The sequence below is a fragment of the Curvibacter sp. GW821-FHT09D12 genome, assembly GCF_059416245.1.
Genome location: NZ_JBWKOU010000002.1, coordinates 95,810 through 117,327, shown reverse-complemented (window position 1 = coordinate 117,327; position 21,518 = coordinate 95,810). Strand labels below are relative to the sequence as shown.

Here is a 21,518-nt window from a genome sequence, read left to right as displayed (position 1 = left end):
GGCTTGTCCTGTCCTGGCCTGCAGTCTCGCCCACCTCAACTGGAAAGATCGTCCCATGTCCGCAGATTCAAACACCGCCTCACGCCGCCAATTGCTGCGCGCCCTGGCCGCCGCGCCCCTGTTTCCCCTGGGCGGTCTGGTAGGCTGTGCCAGCACCCCGGCGGCCCGCCCGGCCGCCTTCCGTTCGGTGCGTTTTGAAGGCATGGCCGCGCCCACGCTGGCCCACCCGCAGGCCATGGCCACGACGACCGTGCAGTCGGCCCTGAGCGTGACCCTGGCCGACGGCAGTCAGCGTACCCAGGCCCTGGCTTACCAGCCCTTCTTCATGACCGGCGAAATGCTGCCCGACGGGCAAGGCGGCCAGGTGCTGGCGGGGGGGTACTACGACATCCGCAACCAGCCCATCCTGGACCGCTCGGTGCCTGGGCGCGAACGTCATTTCTATTCCGATTGCCCCGATGGTTCCTCGCTGCTGACCCTGCCCAAGGCCCAGGTGGCGGGGGTCAAGGGCAACACGGTGTTTGCCGTGGTTCAGTTCGAATACGCCACGCGCAACCAGGCCGGTGCCGCCACCTACGGGCAATTGCCCTCGCCGATCGCCGTGATCACACTGGATCAGAACCCCGCCACCGGCGCCCTCAGCGTGGTCAAGTACCACAATGTGGACACCTCGGGCGTGCAGGGCCTGTGGATCACCTGCGGCGCCAGCCTGTCGCCCTGGAACACGCACCTGTCCAGCGAAGAGTACGAACCCGATGCCTTCGCCGTGGCCAGCAACGCCCAGTTCAAGGCCTTCAGCCAGAACCTGTATGGCGACCCAGCCAAGGCCAACCCTTACCACTATGGCCACCTGCCCGAGGTGACGGTGCTGCCCGATGGCACGGGGCGCATCGCCAAGCATTACTGCATGGGCCGCCTCTCGCACGAGCTGGTGCAGGTGATGCCCGACGAGCGCACGGCGCTGATGGGGGACGACGCCACCAACGGTGGCCTGTTCATGTTCGTGGCCGATCGTCCGCGTGACCTCTCCTCGGGCACGCTGTATGTGGCCACCTGGAAGCAGACCTCGGGCGTGGGCCCGGGGGCGGGTGACATCGGCTGGATCCGTCTGGGCCATGCGAGCAGCGCCGAGATCCGTGCCCTGGTGGACGGCGGCATCCGCCCCGGCGACATCATGGATGTCAAGACCAGCGACCCGGCTGACGCCAGCTACACCCGCATCCCCTTCAACGGCAAGTTCAACTGGGTCAAGCTCAAGCCTGGCATGGAAAAGGCCGCCGCCTTCCTCGAAACCCACCGCTATGCCGCCCTGGTCGGCGGCAGCCTGGGCTTCACCAAGATGGAGGGCACCACGGTCAATGCGAAGGACAAGCGCGCCTATTCAGCCATGTCCTACGTCCAGGCCAGCATGCTGGATGGCTCGGGTGGCATCCGCGTGCAAGGCCCCAAGGCCGGCGCCGTCTACGAGCACATCCTGCAGGGAGGTCAGAAGGACAGCAGCGGCCAGGCGATCAACAGCGACTGGGTGTCCACCCACATGGAACCCCCGGCCGCCCTGGTCGGGGTGGATCTGAAGACCCCCGACGCGCTGGGCAACCTGGCCCATGCCGACCACATTGCCAACCCCGACAACATCAAGTTCTCCGAGAAGCTGCGCACCCTGTTCATCGGTGAGGACAGCGGCATGCACGTGAACAACTTCCTGTGGGCCTACCACGTGGACACGAAACAGCTCACGCGCCTCCTGTCCTGCCCCTCGGGCGCCGAATCGACCGGCCTGCACGCGGTGGACGAGATCAACGGCTGGACCTACGTCATGAGCAACTTCCAGCACCCGGGCGACTGGGAGAAGCCCTTGCATGACAAGGTCAGGGATACGCTGGACCCGTTGGTGCGCGCCAACTTCAAGGACCGCTTCGGCGCCTCGGTCGGCTACTTGACGGGGCTCACGCCTCAGGCCTGATCGGTTTAATCGGCCGGCATTGCCGGTCGGGTCAGCGGGGGGTGTTGACCCTGCCCCCGGCCGGCGTCAGGTGTCCCAGCGGCAGCGCGCTGCTGGCCTTGACCTCGCCCAGCGAGAAGCTGGTGTGCAGGTCTTTCACATTGGGCAGGTTGATCAGGCTTTTCAGCGCAAAGCGCGAAAAGCTGTCCAGGTCCTGCGCCACCACCTGCAGCTCGAAGGTGCCGGTGCCGCTGATGTAGTGGCAGCTGATCACCTCGGGCAGCTGGCGGATCGCGTCCTCCAGCCGCTTGGTGGCGTCGCCGGTGTTGCGCTCGGCGTCCAGCCGCACAAAGGCCAGCACGCCCAGGCCGATCTTGTGCCGGTCAATCTCGGCCCGATATCCCTTGATGTAGCCCGCCTCTTCGAGCGCCCGCACGCGGCGCCAGCAGGGCGCGGCCGACAGGCCCACGCGCTGCGAGAGCTCGGCATTGGTGAGCCGGGCATCAGCCTGCAGTTCGCTCAGGATGGCGATGTCGAATTTATCGAGGGAGTCCACGGGGTGAGACGGCGAAAAGTGCGAAAGGAAGGGTCGAATGGAAGGGACGAGGGCCGCAGCATAGCCGACAAACAGAAAAAGAAAGGCCGGCGCTGGGCGCCGGCCTGGGGGGCAAGCCTCGGTGGACTCAGTCGAGGTAGTCGGAGTAGTCCTTCTTGCCGTAGCCGTCCAGCCGGGTCCAGGGTGGGGTGGCGGGGGCGGCGATGGTCTGCACCACGGTCTTGCGCGAGCCCTGGGGCCCGCTCGACTCCACGCTCACCGGCACCATCAGCTTGTGGTTCCAGACCACGGTCAGGCGGCCGTGGGCGTCCTGGCGCGTGTAGGTGGTGGTGTCGCCCACTGGCGCGGCCGCCTTGAGCTGCTGCAGCACGGTGGGGTCGATCAGGTGCCAGGCGGCGGGCCAGGAGCCGTCAAAACCCACGTTGCCATAGTCGGTGCGGGCAATGTCGATCACCACCTTGTCTTCGGCCGAGACCAACCGCAGGCGCGGCTCGCCGCGCTCGTCGCGGGTGACCCAGCGAGCGGCGGCCGCCACGTCCAGGTGCTTGTGGGCCTGGTGGCCCTTGGCGTGCTCTTCCTCGGAGTGCGCATGCGGCGGGATCACGCGTTCGATCCACACCATCTGCGGGCGCCGGTGTACCCGTTCGCTGAACTCTGCCGTGCGCTTCACGCCATCGGCACCCAGCGAAATGCTGGTGTGGCGCACCTGCAGGTCCAGGCTGGGGCCCGTGCCCACGCCTTGGACCACGCCTTGGGCGCCGGCCCAGGGTGCGGTGGCTGCCAGACCGCAGGCCAGCGCGGCCTGCAGCAGGTGGCGGCGTGACGAGCGGGGCTTTGTGGACGCCGCGCGCATCAGAAGCCGAAGGCCTGGCGCACCAGGGTGTTCACGCGGGTGTTGTCCAGCGTGCCCTTGAACGGGGCCTTGCCGGCGCCGGTGGCGAACAGCATCACGTCGCCGCCGCCGTGGGTTTCCGAGCCGGCGCTGCCCAGCTGCACGCCGACTTCCTGCAGGTAGTCCTTGTTGCCCGAGGTGTCGACATTGCTCAGGTCGTCACGCACCGATTTGCGCGGCCCGCCCCCGTTGCCGAACACCAGGGTGGTGTAAGGCTTGCCGTCGGCCGCCAGGGCGGTCTGCTTGGTGCGGTTGTTGGTGCTCTTGCCCAGGATGTCGTTGCCCTTGTGCGAGTAGCCGTTGAACGCCATGGTGTGGTCGTGGTCGGCCGTCACCACCACCAGGGTGTTGCTCAGGTCGACCTTGGCCAGCACGGCTTTGACGGCGTCGTCGAAGGCGATGGTGTCGGCCAGCGCGCGCTTGGCGTTGGTGCCGTGCAGGGCGTGGTCGATGCGGCCGCCCTCGACCATCAGGAAGTAGCCGTTGCCGTTTTTCGACAGCACGTCCACCGCCTTGGTGGCCATCTGGGCCAGGCTGGGCTCCTTGGCCGGATCGCGGTCCAGCTCGTAGGACATGTGGCCTTGCGACAGCGCCTGGTCAAACAAGCCCAGCAGGCGGCCGTTGGGTGCGGCGTTGAGGCTGGTGAGGTCGCTCACGAAGGTGTAACCCTGGCCCTGCATCTCGGCCACCAGATCGCGCCCGTCGGGGCGGCCTTTGGGGGTGGTGGTGGCGTTGAACGGGCGCCAGAAGTAGCTGATGCCGCCCAGCATCACGTCCACGCCCTTGCCCAGCGCGGTGTTGAAGCCGGCGCCGCCGGGCACCGCCTGACGTGAGATGTGGTACTCGGCATCGCGGTGGCAGATGTGCGAGTAGGTGGCGGCCGGGGTGGCGTGGGTCAGGCGGGCGGTGGTCACCACGCCGGTGGCCTTGCCGGCGGCAATGGCCTGCTCCAGCAGGGTGGGCACGCTGGCCCCGTTGCCGGTGGCCGGGCAGTTGTTGATGGCGTTGCTCACGCTGGGGGTCACGCTGGTGTCGGCTCCGGGCTTGATGGCCAGGGTGTTGCCGTCCATGGACAGCACTTCGTTGCGCATCTTCACGCCGGTCATGTAGGCGGCCATCGACGGAGCGCTGTCGGTGGTCTGGGCGTCCAGCGAATAGGTCTTGATGCGGGCCGTGCGCGGCAAGGTCTCCATGGTCAACTGACCCGACTCGCCGTACTTGTAGATGCGGCTGGCGGTGACGGTGACCGGGCCCATGCCGTCACCGAGGAAGAAGATCACGTTCTTGGCTTCGCCAGCGGCGAAGGCCTGGCCAGCGCACAGCGCGCCCAGGGTGAGGGCCAGCAGTCGCTGGGCAAAGCGCGGGCCACGGGGCAGGGAGAGGTTCAAGGGGTTCATGGCGGTGTTTCCAGATCGGGGGTGTGTGGCGGCGCTCATCAGAGGCCCATGGCATTGCGGATCAGGCCGAACACGGCGGTGTTCTCGATCACGCCGGTGAAGCTGTCGGCGCCCTTGCCGATGGCGCCCAGGAACACATCGGCGCCGCCGTGGGTTTCGCTGCCTGCGGCCACGGGGATGGTGGCTTCCTGGTGGTAGGTCTTGTCGAACACCTGGGCATCGGTCAGTGCGGTGCGGGTGGCCTGGCGGTTTTCGCCGTTGCCGAAGCCGATGATGGTGAAGGGATTGCCACCCGTGTCCTTGGACAGCAGGCCGTCCACATAGCTGCGCAGCAGGCCCAGCACGCCGGGGTTGCTGTCCGAGGTCTTGCCGGTGCGGGCAGCGTAGCCATTGAGCACCAGGGTGTGGTCATGGTCGGCGGTGACGACGATCAGGGTGTTCTTCAGGCCCGGATCCAGGGCCTGCATCTTGTCGATGGCGGCCTTGATGGCGTTGTCGAAAGCCACGGTGTCCTGCAAGGCCTTGCGGGCGGTGGTTTCGTGCAGCGCATGGTCGATGCGGCCACCTTCCACCATCAGGAACATGCCGGCCTGGTTGCCCTTGAGCTGGTCGATGGCGCGGGTGGTCATCTCGGCCAGGCTGGGTTCCTTGCTGCTGTCGCGGTCCAGGTCGTAGGACATGTGGCTGGACGTGAACAGGCCCAACAGCTTGCCGCTGGCAGGCAGGGCGTCGAAGTCGGTGCGCGAGCCTGCAAAGCTGTAGCCGGCCTTCTTCATCTCAGCCACCAGGTCGCGGCTGTCGCTGCGGCTGCTGCCGGTGCTGCCCTTGGGCTGGAAGTGGCGCAGGCCGCCACCGAAGACCACGTCCACGCCATCGCCCAGGGCGCTGTTGTAGCCGCTGCCACCGGGCACCATCTGGGCGGCGATGCTGTTTTCACCGTCGCGGTGGCAGATGTGCGAGTAGGTGGCGGCCGGGGTGGCATGGGTGATGCGGGTGGTGGTCACCACGCCGGTGGCCAGGCCCTTGGCCTTGGCGATCTCCAGCAAGGTGGGCACACTGTTGCCATTGCCACTGGTGGGGCAGGTGCTGTCGGCGCCCGACACGTAGTCGGCAAAGCTGGTCTTGTTGTAGGCCGAGGTGTCCGGGCTCATCGAGATGACTTCGTTGTTCATCTTCACACCGGTCATGTAGGCCGACATCGAGGGCGCGCTGTCGGTGACCTGGGCGTCGGCCGAGTAGGTCTTGACGAAGGCGCTTTCGGGCAGGGTGTCGATGGTCAGGCTGCCGTCTTCACCGGCCGCGTAGATGCGGGCGGCGGTCAGGGTCGTCAGGCCCATGCCGTCGCCCAGAAAGAACAGCACGTTCTTGGGCGGGGTGCTGCTGCTGCCGCCGCAGGCCGTCAGGGTGGCCACCGCCAGGGTGGACGCGATCAACCAGGATTTCATGAGTTACTCCGCAAGGGGTCTTTACAAAGTCTTTAAATTTGTAACTTCTTCATGAAAGTGCTGTGACAGCCCCAGGGTTGCTATTGGTATTTGGCCTTTCCGGGTGCTGGGTCGTGATTTTGGAAATTGCTGATTTTTTTCCAATCTGGAATGAATCTTTCTTTGTATGTCGATTTGAGAAAGATATTGAATTTTCATCGCCTTTCACGGGCACTATTAGCAAAGACTTATCAGAGCAGGCCGCATACACTTTCCCGAGCCGGTGGTGGCGTTTGTTACCACCCGTCCACTTCTGAAAAATCCCGCCCAGGGCCGCCCGAGTCGGCCCACCAGGAGACAAGCCATGAATGCCCCTTTGCCCGAACACATCCGCCGCGCGTTGGAAACCGTGACGCTGGATGACAAGTACAGCCTGGACTACGGTCGGGCCTTCATGAGCGGGGTGCAGGCCCTGGTCAAGCTGCCCATGCTGCAGCGCCTGCGTGACGCGCAGGTGGGCAAGAACACGGCGGGCTTCATCAGTGGCTACCGGGGCTCCCCACTGGGGGGCTATGACCAGGCTTTGTGGAAGGCCAGTGCCTACCTGAAGGCGCAAAACATCGTGTTCCAGCCTGGGGTCAACGAAGAGTTGGCCGCCACCGCGCTGTGGGGTACCCAGCAACTGGGTTTTGCGCCGCCCGGCACGCAGAAATTCGACGGCGTCTTCGGCATCTGGTACGGCAAGGGCCCGGGCGTGGATCGTTGCTCCGATGTGTTCAAGCATGCCAACATGGCGGGCACCACGCCCTGGGGGGGCGTGATCGCGGTGGCCGGTGACGACCACATCTCGAAAAGCTCCACCGCCGCCCACCAGAGCGACCACATCTTCAAGGCCTGCGGCTTTCCGGTGTTCTTCCCGTCCACGGTGCAGGAGATCCTGGACCTGGGCCTGCATGCCTTTGCCCTGAGCCGTTACGCCGGCGTCTGGTCGGGCCTGAAGACCATCCAGGAGATCGTCGAGTCGAGTGCCACCGCCATGATCGACCCGGACCGGGTGCAGATCCAGATCCCCACCGATTTCGAGATGCCCCCGGGCGGCGTGCACATCCGCTGGCCCGACCATGCGCTGGACCAGGAGGCGCGGCTGTTCGACACCAAGTGGTACGCCGCCCTGGCCTACATCCGTGCCAACCGCCTCAACTACACCGCCGTGCAGGGGTCCCACGACCGCCTGGGCATCATGGCCAGCGGCAAGGCCTGGAACGACACCCGCCAGGCCCTGCTGGACCTGGGGCTGGACGACAACGCCTGCCGGGCCCTGGGCATCCGGCTGCACAAGGTGGGCGTGGTGTGGCCCCTCGAGGCCCAGCTCACCCGTGAGTTCGCCACCGGCCTGCAGGAGATCCTGGTGGTCGAGGAAAAGCGGCAGGTCATTGAATACCAGCTGAAAGAAGAGCTGTACAACTGGCGGCCCGATGTGCGCCCCAATGTGGTGGGCAAGTTCGATGAAGGCGAGGGTGACTTCAGTGGCGGTGAGTGGGCCCGCCCCAATCCCACGGCCAACACCTTGCTGCGGGCCAATGCCGACCTGACCCCCGCCCTGATCGCGCGCGCCATCGCCAAGCGCCTGCGTCGCCTGGGGCTGCTGCCCGCCGGGGCCGACCTGACGGCCCGCATCGACGCCCAACTGGCCATTCTGGAGGCCAAGCAGAGCGCCTTGAACGTGATCGAGGTGGCGGGCGTCAAGGGCGCCGACCGCCAGCCCTGGTTCTGCTCGGGCTGCCCGCACAACACCAGCACCGTGGTGCCCGAAGGCTCGCGCGCCATGGCTGGCATCGGCTGCCACTTCATGGCCACCTGGATGGACCGCGCCACCGTCGGTTTCACGCAGATGGGCGGTGAGGGCGTGCCCTGGACGGGCCAGCAGCCCTTCAGCACCGAAAAGCATGTGTTCGCCAACCTGGGCGACGGCACCTATTTCCACAGTGGTCTGCTGGCGGTGCGCCAGAGCATCGCGGCCGGCGTCAACATCACCTACAAGATCCTCTACAACGATGCGGTGGCCATGACCGGCGGCCAGCAGGTCGGCGAGCGCCCCGAAGGGCACTCGGTGATCCAGATTGCCCAGAGCATGCGTGCCGAAGGGGCTCAGAAGATCACCATCGTCACCGACGAGCCCGAGAAGTACGCGGGCGTTCAGGGCCTGCCCGCGGGCATCGCCATCCAGCATCGCGACACCCTGGATGCCGTGCAGCGCGAGTTCCGCGAACTCAGTGGCACCACCGTCATCATCTACGACCAGACTTGCGCCACCGAAAAGCGCCGCCGCCGCAAGCGCGGCAGCCTGGTCGACCCGGCCAAGCGGGTGGTCATCAACGAGCTGGTCTGTGAAGGCTGTGGCGACTGTGGCGTGCAGTCCAACTGCCTGAGCGTGGAGCCGCTGGAGACCGAATTCGGCCGCAAGCGCACCATCAACCAGAGCAGCTGCAACAAGGACACCTCCTGCCTCAAGGGCTTCTGCCCCAGCCTGATCACGGTGGAGGGTGGCCAACTCAAGAAAAAGGCCAAGGGTCAGGCCCCGTCGCCATTCGAACTGGCCCAACTGCCTCAACCCACGCTGCCCACCCTGACGCCTGAGCATGGCGGGGTGTGGGGCATCGTGGTGGCCGGTGTGGGCGGCACCGGCGTCATCACCATCGGGCAACTGCTGGGCGTGGCCGCCCACCTGGAGGGCAAGGGCATCGTCACCCAGGATGCGGCCGGTCTGGCCCAGAAGGGGGGCGCCACCTGGAGCCATGTGCTGATCGGCGAACGCCAGGACGACATCCGCACCACCCGGGTGGGCATGGCCGCGGCGGACCTGATCCTGGGCTGCGATCCCCTCGTGGCCGCAGGCAAGGAGACCCTGATGCGCATGCGCGAGGGCCGCACCCATGTGGCGCTCAACTCGCACAGCACGCCCACCGCCGCCTTCGTGCGCAACACCGACTGGCAGAACCCGGCCGAGGCCTGTGCCGCCCAGATCGCGCGGGCGGTGGGTGAAGGCCTGGGCGCCTTCGATGCCGAAACCCTGGCCACCCGCATGATGGGCGACAGCCTGTATGTGAACCCCATGATCCTGGGCTATGCCTGGCAACGTGGCTGGATTCCGCTGGGCCTGGCGGCCCTGACCCGGGCCATGGAGCTCAATGCGGTGGCGGTCGAGGCCAACAAGACCGCCTTCCATTGGGGGCGTCTGGCCGCACATGACCCGGCGCTGGTGCGCCAGGTGCTGGCCCCCAGCCAGGTGGTGCAGTTCAAGCCGCGCGAAACGGTCGAGTCGCTGGTGGCGCGCCGGGTCGAGTTCCTGACGGCCTACCAGAACCCCGCCTATGCCGAGCGCTACCGGGCCCTGGTCGGCCGGGTGCAGCAGGCCGAGGCCGCCCTGGGCAAAACCGCGCTGAGCGAGACCGTGGCCCGCCAGGCCTTCAAGCTGATGGCCTACAAGGACGAGTACGAGGTGGCCCGCCTGCACAGCGACCCGGCCTTCCTGGCCCGCATCGCGGCGCAGTTCGAGGGCGACTACAAGCTCAACTACCATCTGGCGCCGCCGTTGCTGGCCAAGAAGGACGCCAAGGGCCACCTGGTCAAGCAGACCTTCGGTCCGGCCATGCTCACGGGCTTCCGACTGCTGTCCCGGCTCAAGGGCTTGCGTGGCACGGCCTTTGATGTGTTCGGCCGAACCGAGGAGCGCCGCACCGAGCGCGCCCTGATCACCGAGTACCAGGCCCTGGTTGAGGAGCTGTGCGCGGGCCTGAGTGCCGAGCGCCATGCCCTGGCGCTCGATCTGGCCCAGGTGCCCGAGCGGATCAAGGGCTATGGCCACGTCAAGGAGCGCAATCTCGTGGCGGCCCGCCAGCGTTGGAGCCAATTGCTGGCTGAGTGGCGCCAGGGTGGCGCTGCCCGCAAGGCGGCCTGATGCCCCTGGGTGTGGCGGGGTTGCCGGCCCCGCCCGGCCCTGCCCTCAGTGCGTCCATGGACGCTCCAAAGGCCCTCTGCCGGGCTCGGATTTGTCCCGGACCCGCCGGTGGGCGTGGCCCGGGCCGGCCTTGCTGTGGGGGCATTGGCCCCCCGATTGCCGCCGCAGCGGCCCGACATACAATCTTGCCAGCACCCGCCTGCCCGCCTCGCTGCGGTCAGCCTGCGGGCTTTCTCATTTGTTACCCCCTGTGGAGTTCTCAGTGTTCATTTCTTCTGCTTTTGCCCAGACTGCCCCCGCTGCTGCCGCCGGCGGTGGCGACATCATGTCGTCGCTGACCAGCATGCTGCCGCTGGTGCTGATGTTCGTGGTGCTGTACTTCGTGATGATCCGCCCCCAGATGAAGCGCCAGAAGGAACACCGCACCATGATCGAAGCGCTGGCCAAGGGCGATGAGGTGGTGACCTCGGGTGGCCTGCTGGGCAAGGTCACCAAGATGGGTGAAACCCATCTGAGCCTGGAAGTGGCTGCTGGCGTCGAAGTGCAGATCCAGCGCAGCGCCGTGGTGCAGGTCTTGCCCAAGGGCTCGGTGAAGTAAGCCACACCGTGCGATTCCAGCGGTGGCCAACCCCCGGTGGGTGGCCACTGCGTCTTTTCATTAGTCAGGTACCTGCGCGATCATGAACCGTTATCCGGTCTGGAAGTACGCGATCATCTTGATCGTGTCGCTCTTTGGGGTGCTCTACACCCTGCCCAATTTCTTTGGCGAGTCGCCCGCGGTGCAGGTGTCTTCGGGCAAGGCCACCCTCAAGCTGGATGCTTCGATGCTCAAGCGGGTGGATGAGGTGCTTGGCACGGCCGGCCTGAAGGCCGAGGCCACCAGCTTCGACGGCAATTCCGTCAAGGCCCGCTTCAACACCACCGACGACCAGCTCAAGGCCAAGGATGCACTGCAGCACGCCCTGGTGCCCGATGCCAGCGACCCCTCTTATGTGGTGGCGCTGAACCTGTTGTCGAGCACCCCCGAATGGCTGCGTGCCGTGCGTGCGGCCCCGATGTACCTGGGCCTGGACCTGCGCGGCGGCGTCCACTTCATGCTCCAGGTCGACATGGAGGCGGCGCTGACCAAGAAGGCCGAATCCCTGTCGGGTGACATCCGCACGCTGTTGCGCGAAAAGAATGTGCGTCACGGCGGCATTTCGCGCAACGGCCAGGCCGTCGAGGTGCGTGCCCGTGACACCCAGACCTTGCAGGCTGCCCGCGCTGTGATCGCCGATCAACTGCCCGAGCTGCAGATGGTCGAGTCGCCCGATGGCAGCGATTTCAAGCTGACCGCCACCCTCAAGCCCGAGGCGGCCCGCAAGGTGCAGGAGATGGCGCTCAAGCAGAACATCACCACTTTGCACAACCGGATCAATGAACTGGGTGTGTCCGAGCCGGTGATTCAGCAACAGGGCCAGGACCGCATCGTGGTGCAGTTGCCCGGCGTGCAGGACACGGCCAAGGCCAAGGATATTCTGGGCCGCACCGCCACCCTGGAAGTGCGCATGGTCGACGAAAGCTCGGATGCCGGTGCTGCCGCCATCGGCCGCGGCCCGGTGCCGTTTGGCAGCGAGCGCTACCCCGACCGCAACGGCCAGGCCCTGGTGGTCAAGAAGCAGGTGATCCTGACCGGTGAGAACCTCACCGACGCTCAACCCGGCTTCGAAAGCCAGACCCAGGAGCCCACCGTCAACCTGACGCTGGACGCCAAGGGCTCGCGCATCTTCAAGGATGTCACCCGTGAGAACGTGGGCAAGCGCATGGCCATCATCCTGTTCGAGAAGGGCAAGGGTGAAATCGTGACCGCACCGGTGATCCGCTCCGAAATCGGCGGTGGCCGGGTGCAGATCTCGGGCCGCATGACCGCCATGGAGGCCACTGACACCTCGCTGCTGCTGCGCGCCGGCTCGCTGGCGGCGCCGATGGAAATCATTGAAGAACTGACCATCGGCCCCACGCTGGGGGCTGAGAACATCGCCAAGGGCTTCCACAGTGTGACCTGGGGTTTCCTGGTCATCGTGGCATTCATGTGTGTGTATTACATGGTGTTCGGCGTCTTCTCCTGCCTGGCCCTGGGTCTGAACCTGCTGCTGCTGGTGGCGGTGCTGTCGATGATGCAGGCCACCCTGACCCTGCCAGGCATTGCGGCCATGGCCTTGGCGCTGGGCATGGCGATCGACTCCAACGTGCTCATCAACGAGCGTGTGCGTGAGGAGCTGCGCAGCGGCGCCTCGCCGCAGGCGGCCATCCATGCTGGTTACGACCGTGCCTGGGCCACCATCCTGGACTCCAACATCTCCACGCTGATCGTGGGCCTGGCCTTGCTGGCTTTTGGCTCGGGCCCGGTGCGGGGCTTTGCCGTGGTGCATTGCATCGGCATCCTGACCTCGATGTTCTCGGCCGTGTTCTTCTCACGTGGCCTGGTCAACCTCTGGTATGGCCGCAAGAAGAAGCTCAAGTCCGTGGCCATTGGCACGGTGTGGCGCCCTGATGGCGACGGCACGGCCGTGGCCAAGGCCGATTGAGCCCGCAAGACTGATGATCGGCCAGCCCCGCTGTCGGGGACTGGCCCAGCAAGGACAAAGCGATGGAATTTTTCAAGATCCGCAAAGACATCCCGTTCATGAAGAACGCGCTGGTGTTCAATGTGATTTCCTTTCTCACCTTCGCCGCGGCGGTGTTCTTCCTGCTGACCCGGGGCTTGCACCTGTCGGTGGAGTTCACCGGCGGCACCGTGATGCACGTGGCCTATGTGCAGGCGCCCGAACTCGAGAAGGTGCGCAGCACCGTCACCGGCCTGGGCTTTGACGATGTGCTGGTGCAGAACTTCGGCAGCTCCAAGGATGTGATGATCCGTCTGCCGGCCCAGAAGGGCGTGAGTTCGGCGCAGCAAAGTGACAAGGTCATGGTGGCCCTGAAGGCGCTGGACGGCGAAGCCAGCCTGCGCCGCACCGAGTTCGTCGGTCCGCAGGTGGGCGAAGAGCTGGCGCACGATGGGCTCAAGGCCCTGGGCATGGTGGTGCTGGGCATCATGGTCTACCTGGCCTTCCGCTTCGAGTGGAAGTTCGCGGTGGCGGCCATCATTGCCAACCTGCACGACGTGGTGATCATCCTGGGCTTCTTTGCCTTCTTCCAGTGGGAGTTCTCGCTCGCGGTGCTGGCCGCGATCTTGGCCGTGTTGGGGTATTCCGTGAACGAGTCAGTGGTGATCTTCGACCGGATCCGTGAGAACTTCCGGCGCTTTCGCAAGATGAACACGGTGCAGATCATCGACAACGCGATCACTTCCACCATCAGCCGCACCATCATCACCCACGGATCGACCCAGATCATGGTGCTGTCGATGCTGCTGTTCGGCGGCCAGACGCTGCATTACTTTGCAATGGCGCTGACCATTGGCATTTTGTTCGGCATCTACTCCTCGGTGTTCGTGGCCGCGGCGATTGCCATGTGGCTGGGCATCAAGCGCGAGGATCTGATCAAAGGTCCGGTGCGCAAGGAAGGTGACCCTGACGATCCAAACGCGGGTGCCACGGTCTGAGTTCCTGGCTCTGAGTTTCTCACCGCCCCGCGATGGTCTTCAGCCCTTCTCCTCCACCCCCAGAGCTGGGCGCCCAGGTGCGCCGCCGCTTTGTGGATGTGTTGGTCCAGGGCCTGCCTGCATTGGCAGAGGCCTGTGAAACCCAGCTGCTGGCGCTGGCCAGCCAGACAGGCACGGCGCGTGACATGCAGTTGCACCGCGATGCCTGGCTGAGCTGGCAACAGCACCGCAAGGCTTTTGTCGAAGGCTTGCAGTCAGCCTGGCTGAAGGCCTTGCATCCGCCCGGGCCCTCAGCGCCGCGCACCGCACAGCTCGACGTGATGAACCTGCAACTGGTGGGCGACGATGTGCTCGACAACCAGATCACCGCCTCGCGCATGGCCCAGGCCTTGTCCGAGCGTGTGGGCGCGGGCTTTCAGGAGTTGCGCGGCAAGCTGCAGGAGTTGCCTCGCGGGGGGGATCTGGGCGCCGATGACGTGCTGCGGCAGGAAACCCTGTGCCAGCACCTGATCGAGCAATGGGTGGCCAGTGGCCTGAACCGCGACGTGTTGCTGCTGTTGTCCGAGCGCATCAAAGAAATTCTGGCGCCCCAGATCCAGGAGGCCTACCGCCAGGCCAACCAGTGGTTGCAACAGCGTGGTGTGGTGGCTTCGGATGACCTGCGCAGCAGGGTCAAACGGGCACCGGCCTCGCCCGGTGTCATGGAGACTGGCGTCTCGGGCACGGCGCCACTGTCGTCCGCGGCAGAGCTCAGCGGGCGTCCGGGCGTGTCCGGTGATGGCCCTGGGCGCCTGCACACCGCCCGCACCGGGGGTGATGAGACCCAGATCCTGTCGGGCAGTTCGCCGCTGATGCGCGCTCGGGCCCGGGCCCATGGCCTGATCGGCCAGCTGCAGCGCTTGCTGGTGCGCTCGGTGGGCGATGTGCCCGCCGTGGCCGCCGCCCTGTCGTCCCAGGGCTCGATCTCGGGCGCTGTGGGGGCCGTGGGTGGTGCGGGTTTGGCGCAGGGGCTGATGGTGGCCCGTGGTGGCGCACCGGCCAGTGAGGCTTTGGCTCAAGCCCTCATGCCCATGTTGACCACGGGGGCCAGCATGGGGGGCGTGGGCCAGCGCATGGCTTCGGTGCAGAACCTGTTCATGATGGAGGGCACCCCAGCCGGGGTGGCAGCCGCGGCCGGCGCCTTGCGCGACAAATCGGCCGAGCTCAAGAAGAAGACGGCCAACCCCGCTGAAAAGGCCACCATCGAAATCGTGGCCTTGATGTTCCAGAGCATTCTGTCTGAGGAACGTCTGCCGCCGGCGATCCGGGTCTGGTTTGCCAGGCTGCAGGTGCCCGTGCTGCGGGTGGCCTTGGCCGAGCCCGAGTTCTTTGACAACCTCAGCCACCCGGCCCGCCTGCTGATCGACCGCATGGGCTCGTGCGTGCTGGGGTTTGATGACAACACCATCGCTGACTCTGCCCTGGAGGCCGAGATCCGTCGCGTGGTGCAGGTGATCGAGCAGTACCCCGAAACCGGGCGTCGTGTGTTCCAGCTGGTGCACGATGAGTTCCAGAAGTTCCTCAACCGCTTCCTGACCGAGAAAGGCAAGACGGCGCGCCTGGTGACCGTCGCCCAGCAGGTGGAGCAGAAAGAGGCGCTGGCCATCCAGTACACGATCGAGATGCGCAACATGCTCAAGGACATGCCGGTGCGCGACGAGATCCGGGATTTCCTGTTCAAGGTGTGGTCCGAGGTGCTGGCCCTGTCGGCCGTTCGCAGCGGGCCGCAGCACGAGAGCACGGTGGCGCTCAAGAAGGCCGCGGCCGATCTGGTGTGGGCCGCCAGTGCCAAGCCCAATCGCTCTGACCGTGCCCGTGTGATCCATGACCTGCCCATGCTGCTGCAGCACTTGCGCAAGGGCCTGGCCATGCTGGGCGTGACCGGGGCCCCGCAAGAGGCCCACATCAAGATCCTCAGCGAGACGCTGGCGGATGCCTTTTTGTCCAAGACCGAAGCCATCCCGCAGGCCACCATCGACGCGATGGCCAAGCGCCTCACCCACCTTGAGGACTACGTCACCGAAGAGGGCCTGGACGAACTGCCACTGGATGCAGAAAGCCTGGAGGTGATGCTGGGGGTGGATGGTGCTGCGCTCACCGTGGTGGCCGGCGGAGGCACCCAGCCCAGCGAGGACATGCTGGCCTGGGCGCTCGAATTGCAGACCGGGCTCTGGTTTTCACTCGACCACAACGGCTCGGTCAAGCAGGTGCAGTACGCCTGGCGCAGCGACCGGCGCCAGTTGCACCTGTTCGCGGCCATGGATGGCAGCAGTTACCTGATTCAGCTGCGCCGCCTGGCGGCCTATCTGCAGGCGGGGTTGATGGTGCCCCAGGAGGAAGAGACCCTCACCCTGCGGGCCACCCGAGACGCCCTGGCCAAGCTCGACGCCAACCCCGAACGCCTGCTCAACTGAGGTCCGGCCGGCCTTGGCGGCGTTGGCCTGGGATCAGTGCAGCGTCTGCGTGCTGCGGTCGTGGCACAGCTCGTCCAGCACCAAGGCACTGGGCTCGTGGTCGAACTGCCAGAACACCATGCGGATGATGATTTTCAGCTCTTCCAGCGTCAGCGGACGGTCGTGCGCGGCGGTGGCCCGGTCCATCACCACCTCATGCAGTTCGGTCGGCAGGGCCTTGGCGGCCTGCAGGAACAGCAGAAAGCCCAAGCCCTCCGAGCCCAGGTGCTCGATCTCGCGGGGCAGGTAGGCTCGAAGGCTGTCCTGACGGGCCGCCTGTACACGGGGACGGTTGAGTGGGCTCGTGCCACTGCCGCCAGGGCGGGGCAGCACGGCGCGCATGCCTGCGGCGGTCTGCTGCAGATCCTCCAGCCAGTCGAGCGCTTGCTCGATCTCCTCCGACTCGAACCCGACCGCTGTCAGCTTGTGGCCCAGCTGAGTCAGTTCGGGGCAGGCGTCGCTGCGACCATAGTTTTCGTACACAAAGACCAGAACATCCATCATCCGGGCAATATAGCCGAGTTCGCCGGGCCCCCCTTTTGGCCCCGCTTTGCCTGCGCCGTGGTCGGGACTCAAGCCATGCCGATGCGCTGAAAGCGCCCACCCGGCAGGCGGCTGATCTGGCCGTTGAGCTCAAGTGTCAGCAAGCGTGCCTGCAGCGTCGGGGTGGACCAGCCGCAGCGGGCCTGCAGGGTGTCCAGTGTGCAGGGGTCCTGACCCAGCGCGTCCAGCACCTCGTCGCCCGTGACGGGGGCGCCCTCGGCCGCCGCCTCATGGCGGCTTGCCAGGCCGGGCAGCTCGGGCTGGGGCACACCGGGTGAACGGGGTGAATCGGGTGAATGGGACGACGGCAGCTCCTCCAGGATGTCCTGCACGGTTTCCACCAGCTTGGCGCCCTGGCGGATCAGCGCGTGGCAGCCCCTGGATTGCGGGGCATGGATCGAGCCCGGGATGGCGAACACCTCTTTGCCCTGCTCGGCCGCCAGGCGGGCCGTGACCAGCGAGCCCGAGGCCAGGGCCGCCTCCACCACCAGGGTGCCGCGCGCCAGGGCCGCGATCAGTCGGTTGCGCTTGGGAAAGTTGGCGGCCAGGGGCGGGGTGCCCAGCGGGTATTCGCTCAGCATCACCCCTTGCAGTGCCACGCGGTGGGCCAGCGCGCGGTGTTGGCGCGGGTACACCCGGTCCAGGCCGGTGCCCACCACCGCCCACGTGGGCCCGTGGGCGGTGTCGGGCCTGCCTGCCGCGGCGCTCAGGGCCCCTTCGTGCGCAGCGCCGTCAATGCCCAGGGCCAATCCGGACACCACGCAGAAGCCATGGCCGACCAGGCTGTGGGCGAAGGCGTGTGCATTCTCCAGGCCTTGGGCGCTGGGGTTGCGGCTGCCAACCACGGCCATGGCCTGCAGCGGTGCGTCGCTGGGGGGCAAGGGGCGGCCACTCAGGGCATACAGCATCAAGGGCGGATCGGCCAGTTGCAGCAGATCGGCGGGATAGGCCGGGTCGCCCAGTGTCAGCACCTGGTGACACAGGCCTTCGGTCGGGTTCTGCAGCCAGTCCCAGGTGCGCTCCAGCAGGGTCTGCAGGCCCGCGGGAGGCTGGCACAGGGCCTGGGTCTGCGCGGGCGTGGCCAGGGTACCGAGTTGGTCCCTGGGGGCTTCGAACACCGCCTCGGCCGAGCCCAGGGCCGCGAGCAGGCGCCGGGCACTCTGGTTGCCCACGCCCGGACTCAGTGTCAGGCGCAGCCAGGCCTGGAGTTCTTCTCGTTGCAACGCCATGCCGGGCCCCGGGGGTGGAGCGCCGCGATCAGAGGGGGTTGACCAGGCGGTCGCCCACACGCACGGCCTGCTTGATCTCCAGGATCAGCGCGTACGAGATGCGGTCGAAGCAGCGGAACACCATCAGGAGGCCGTTGCGTTCGTCGGGCAATTTCATGCGGGCGCGCGAGCCGTCACTGGTGTCCAGAAGACGGGCCCCTTCGCTGAGGATGGCCAGCACATGCCCGGGTTCGATGCCGTCGCGTGTGCCCAGGTTGATCGCCACGATCTGGTTTTGTGCCGCGTTGGCCACCGCGCTGCCGTAGATCGAGGCCACGCGGCCGCGCTCGGTGGGTACCTGAGGGGCCCGGGGCACGTAGTTCATCAACTGGCGGGGGGGCTCGGGCAACAGGCGGTCGCCAGCGCGGATCTCTTCCTTGATCGAGGTGATGTCGATCGAGGCCGGGATGATCTCGGTGGGCGGCGGTGGCTTCTTGGTGGCCGGGTAGCCGCCTTCGCTGACGTTGCTGGCCGGGAAGGGGCGCACCACCGGGGTGTCGTCGGGCTCGTCCTGTGCGCCTTCGGCGCGAATCAAGCGGGCACGCCCGAGGTACTGGGCCTCATACCCAAGGATCTTGCCGTCGTTCGGGTCCTTGATCGGGGTCGCGCTGCGGAACACCCGGAAGTCGCGCGGCAGGCCCGGGCCCATCAGCAGCGGGGTGCTGGCTTCGCCGCGCGCGTAGGCCCGGTCGCCGCGGCTCATCAGCACGCGGTCGTCCTGTGCGGCCACGATGTGGGGCGCTTGCAGCAAGGTGTTTTCGTCGACCACCACGGGCTCTGCGAGGAAGGGCTCGATCAGGTGGCTGCGCAGGGTGGGCAGGGCGTTGTCTGCCAGCGACTCGTAGCGCGAGCGCGGCGACACCCGCACGGTGGGGATGTCGGCCGAGCCGTCGGCCGGGCTGAGGCTCAGGCGGGCCATCCCGTTCTGGCGGATCAGGTAGAGCGTCTGCCCAGGGTAGATCAGGTGGGGGTTGCTGACCTGTTCGAAGTTCATGCCCCACAGCGCCGGCCAGCGCCAGGGCTTTTTCAGGAACACGCCTGAAATGCCCCACAGGGTGTCGCCGCCTTTGACCGTGTAGGTGTTGGGGGCGCTGGCGGACAGTTCGCCTTCAGGCACACCATTCTGGGCGGCCTGCTGGGCACTGGCTTTCTGTTCGCTGGTGACGGGGTAGCGCTGTGCCCAGGCGGGCACAGCGGCAAGGCCCAGCATCGAGAGGGCGGAAAACGTGATCAGCCGTCGATCGCTGCGCACGGGCTGATGGTGGTGGTCTTTTGGCATTCCTGCAGCTCCCGGGGTCCGCCGTCAAAGGTCGGCTTCAACCCGGCGGAACGTCACAAAACGGGTCAGATTTTGCGCCCAAGCCCTTGATTGGGCAATGAAAAATGAACCCAGCCCGGGAGGGGCAAGCCAAAAGTGGCGAAAATAGCGACAACTGCTGCGAAACGCCATGGCTCTTCTACCCATTCTCTGTTACCCCGATCCCCGCCTGCACAAGGTGGCCAAGCCCGTCACCTCGTTTGACGAGCGCCTGCAACAACGTGTGGCCGATATGTTCGAGACCATGTACGACGCCAAGGGCATCGGCCTGGCGGCCACCCAGGTGGATTTCCACGAGCGTCTGATCGTGATCGATGTCTCCGAGGACCGGGATCAGCCGCTGGTGCTGATCAACCCCGAAATCACCTGGGCCAGCGAAGAGCACCACGTGGGTGACGAAGGTTGCCTGTCGGTGCCGGGCATCTATGACGGCGTTGAACGCGCTGCCGCAGTGCGGGTGAAGGCGCTGGACGCTCAGGGCCAGTCGCGCGAAATCAGTGCCGAGGGCCTGCTGGCCGTCTGCATCCAGCACGAGATGGACCACTTGCTGGGCAAGGTGTTTGTCGAGTACCTGTCTCCGCTCAAGCGCAATCGCATCAAGACCAAGATGCTCAAGCTGCAACGCGAGGCCCGCGAATGAGTGGGCTCCGGGCTCGGCACGGGCTGGCTTCGTGCCTGCTGGCGCTGGGCCTGGCAGGCTGTGCGGGTTGGGTGGGGCCGCGCTTTCCGATGTCGCAGCCTTTGGGCTCGACCCGGGCCGAGGTGCTGGCCCGGTTGGGTGAGCCCACCGCCCGCTACGCCCTGCCTCAGGGCGAGCGGCTGCAGTATTCGTTCCTACCGGCCGGGGTGACGGTCTACAACCTGGACCTGGATGCCGAGGGCCGGCTGCGGCGTGTGGATCAGCCCCTGCTGAAAAGCCGCATCGACGCTGACATGGTGATCGACCAGACCCGGGCCGAGGACATTCGTCTGCTGTATGGCCAGCCGCTGCGCATCGATCAGGTGGCCCGCTTCGAGGGCTCGGTCTGGGTCTATCAATTTCTCGATCTCAACGAACCTTTCTATGCCTACCTGCACCTGGACCCCCAAGGCGTGCTGCGCCGCGTGATCTACCAGCAGGTTCGCAATCCGCCCAATGGGCACCACCATGGATGACACCTGCCGTCTGGCGGGGCTGAACGCATGAGAGTGATTTTTGCCGGTACGCCGGAGTTTGCCCGCGTGGCGCTGGAACGGCTGCATGCGGCCGGTTTTGAGGTCCCGCTGGTGCTCACCCAGCCCGACCGGCCTGCCGGCCGCGGCCTCAAGCTGCAGCCTTCCCCGGTCAAGCAATGGGCCGTGGCGCAAGGTGTGGCCGTGGCACAACCGCGCAGCCTGCGGCTCGATGGCAAGTACCCCGATGAGGCCGCCGCGGCGCGCGAGGCCATCCTGGCGGCACAGGCCGACGTGATGGTGGTGGCTGCCTACGGGTTGATCCTGCCGCAGTGGGTGCTGGACACGCCCCGCCTGGGCTGCCTGAACATCCACGCCTCGCTGCTGCCGCGCTGGCGCGGTGCGGCGCCCATCCACCGTGCCATCGAGGCGGGGGACTCTGAAACCGGCGTCACCATCATGCAGATGGATGCCGGGCTGGACACGGGCGACATGTTGCTGGTGGAGCGCTTGCCCATTTCAGGCACCGAGACCACCGCCACCTTGCACGATCGCCTGGCCACTCTGGGCGGGCGGATGATCGTCGAAGCCCTGGAACTGGCCGCCTGTGGTGGCCTGCGCCCTGTGCCACAACCGGCCGAAGGCGTGAACTACGCGCACAAGATCGAAAAGGCCGAGGCTGCGATGGATTGGGCGTTGTCGGCCGAAGTCATTGGCCGCCGGGTGCGCGCCTTCGATCCTTTTCCGGGTGCCCAGACGGTGTTGGGGGCCGAGACGATCAAGGTCTGGGCGGCCACCCCTGAGCCCGGTGCGGGCGACACCCCAGGACGCATCCTGGCGGTGGACGAGGGCGGCGTGCTGGTGCAGTGCGGGCAAGGCCGGCTGCGCCTGAGTGTGTTGCAGCGTGCTGGCGGCAAGCGCCTGCCGGTGGCTGATTTTCTGCGCGGCTTTCCCTTGCAGGTGGATGCCGTGCTCGGCACCGTGGCCTGAGGC

16 protein-coding genes are annotated in these 21,518 nt (G+C 66.4%); 9 read left to right on the top strand and 7 right to left on the bottom strand.

Going from position 1 to position 21,518, the window contains the following annotated elements; translation table 11 throughout:
• Positions 1-55 precede the first annotated feature (55 nt).
• Complete coding sequence (locus AC07PT_RS03085; protein WP_494655738.1) at positions 56-1,963, top strand: PhoX family protein; 1,908 nt, start codon at positions 56-58, stop codon at positions 1,961-1,963.
• Between the two features lie 31 nt (positions 1,964-1,994).
• Here the strand turns inward: AC07PT_RS03085 and AC07PT_RS03080 are convergent, their stop codons facing one another.
• From AC07PT_RS03080 to AC07PT_RS03065, 4 genes are all read right to left on the bottom strand, one after another.
• Positions 1,995-2,498, bottom strand: a complete 504-nt coding sequence (locus AC07PT_RS03080; RefSeq protein ID WP_492349909.1) for an Lrp/AsnC family transcriptional regulator — start codon at positions 2,496-2,498, stop codon at positions 1,995-1,997.
• Between the two features lie 127 nt (positions 2,499-2,625).
• The gene (locus AC07PT_RS03075; RefSeq protein ID WP_494655737.1) at positions 2,626-3,351 is read right to left on the bottom strand and encodes a hypothetical protein; all 726 of its coding nucleotides are present in this window, start codon (positions 3,349-3,351) and stop codon (positions 2,626-2,628) included.
• Positions 3,351-4,787, bottom strand: coding sequence for an alkaline phosphatase (locus tag AC07PT_RS03070; RefSeq protein WP_494655736.1), 1,437 nt, complete (start codon positions 4,785-4,787; stop codon positions 3,351-3,353). The genes AC07PT_RS03075 and AC07PT_RS03070 overlap by 1 nt, the downstream gene beginning before the upstream one ends.
• A 38-nt stretch (positions 4,788-4,825) precedes the next feature.
• Positions 4,826-6,232, bottom strand: coding sequence for an alkaline phosphatase (locus tag AC07PT_RS03065; protein ID WP_494655735.1), 1,407 nt, complete (start codon positions 6,230-6,232; stop codon positions 4,826-4,828).
• 343 nt (positions 6,233-6,575) lie between these two features.
• Between AC07PT_RS03065 and AC07PT_RS03060 the strand changes: the two genes are divergently transcribed.
• From AC07PT_RS03060 to AC07PT_RS03040, 5 genes are all read left to right on the top strand, one after another.
• The gene (locus AC07PT_RS03060) at positions 6,576-10,169 is read left to right on the top strand and encodes an indolepyruvate ferredoxin oxidoreductase family protein (protein WP_494655734.1); all 3,594 of its coding nucleotides are present in this window, start codon (positions 6,576-6,578) and stop codon (positions 10,167-10,169) included.
• Positions 10,170-10,431: 262 nt separating this feature from the next.
• Positions 10,432-10,767, top strand: coding sequence for a preprotein translocase subunit YajC (gene yajC / locus AC07PT_RS03055; RefSeq protein ID WP_492349914.1), 336 nt, complete (start codon positions 10,432-10,434; stop codon positions 10,765-10,767).
• 82 nt (positions 10,768-10,849) lie between these two features.
• Positions 10,850-12,736: a protein translocase subunit SecD gene (secD, locus tag AC07PT_RS03050; protein WP_494655733.1), complete on the top strand. Its 1,887-nt coding sequence runs from the start codon at positions 10,850-10,852 to the stop codon at positions 12,734-12,736.
• A 62-nt stretch (positions 12,737-12,798) separates the two neighbouring features.
• Entirely contained in the window at positions 12,799-13,752 is a 954-nt protein-coding gene (gene secF, locus AC07PT_RS03045) for a protein translocase subunit SecF (protein WP_494655732.1), read from the top strand.
• 32 nt (positions 13,753-13,784) lie between these two features.
• Positions 13,785-16,205 (top strand): DUF1631 family protein, encoded by a 2,421-nt coding sequence (locus tag AC07PT_RS03040; protein WP_494655731.1) that lies wholly within the window; start codon positions 13,785-13,787, stop codon positions 16,203-16,205.
• 33 nt (positions 16,206-16,238) lie between these two features.
• Here the strand turns inward: AC07PT_RS03040 and AC07PT_RS03035 are convergent, their stop codons facing one another.
• The 3 genes from AC07PT_RS03035 to AC07PT_RS03025 all read right to left on the bottom strand — a co-directional run bounded on the left by AC07PT_RS03035 (position 16,239) and on the right by AC07PT_RS03025 (position 19,334).
• Positions 16,239-16,748, bottom strand: coding sequence for a Smg family protein (locus AC07PT_RS03035; RefSeq protein ID WP_494655730.1), 510 nt, complete (start codon positions 16,746-16,748; stop codon positions 16,239-16,241).
• Positions 16,749-16,816: 68 nt separating this feature from the next.
• Positions 16,817-18,010, bottom strand: coding sequence for a DNA-processing protein DprA (gene dprA / locus AC07PT_RS03030; protein WP_494655960.1), 1,194 nt, complete (start codon positions 18,008-18,010; stop codon positions 16,817-16,819).
• A gap of 34 nt (positions 18,011-18,044) precedes the next feature.
• Entirely contained in the window at positions 18,045-19,334 is a 1,290-nt protein-coding gene (locus tag AC07PT_RS03025; protein WP_492349919.1) for a LysM peptidoglycan-binding domain-containing protein, read from the bottom strand.
• Between the two features lie 169 nt (positions 19,335-19,503).
• Here AC07PT_RS03025 and def point away from each other — a divergent pair, with 169 nt between their 5' ends.
• From def to fmt, 3 genes are read left to right on the top strand one after another with little or no spacing between them, the layout of a single operon-like run.
• Positions 19,504-20,013, top strand: a complete 510-nt coding sequence (gene def / locus AC07PT_RS03020; protein WP_492349920.1) for a peptide deformylase — start codon at positions 19,504-19,506, stop codon at positions 20,011-20,013.
• Positions 20,010-20,528 carry a hypothetical protein gene (locus AC07PT_RS03015; protein ID WP_494655729.1) on the top strand — a complete coding sequence of 173 codons (519 nt, stop codon included), beginning with the start codon at positions 20,010-20,012 and terminating at the stop codon, positions 20,526-20,528. Before def ends, AC07PT_RS03015 begins: the two co-directional genes overlap by 4 nt.
• A 27-nt stretch (positions 20,529-20,555) precedes the next feature.
• Positions 20,556-21,515: a methionyl-tRNA formyltransferase gene (gene fmt / locus AC07PT_RS03010; RefSeq protein ID WP_492349922.1), complete on the top strand. Its 960-nt coding sequence runs from the start codon at positions 20,556-20,558 to the stop codon at positions 21,513-21,515.
• The last annotated feature ends 3 nt before the right edge of the window (positions 21,516-21,518 follow it).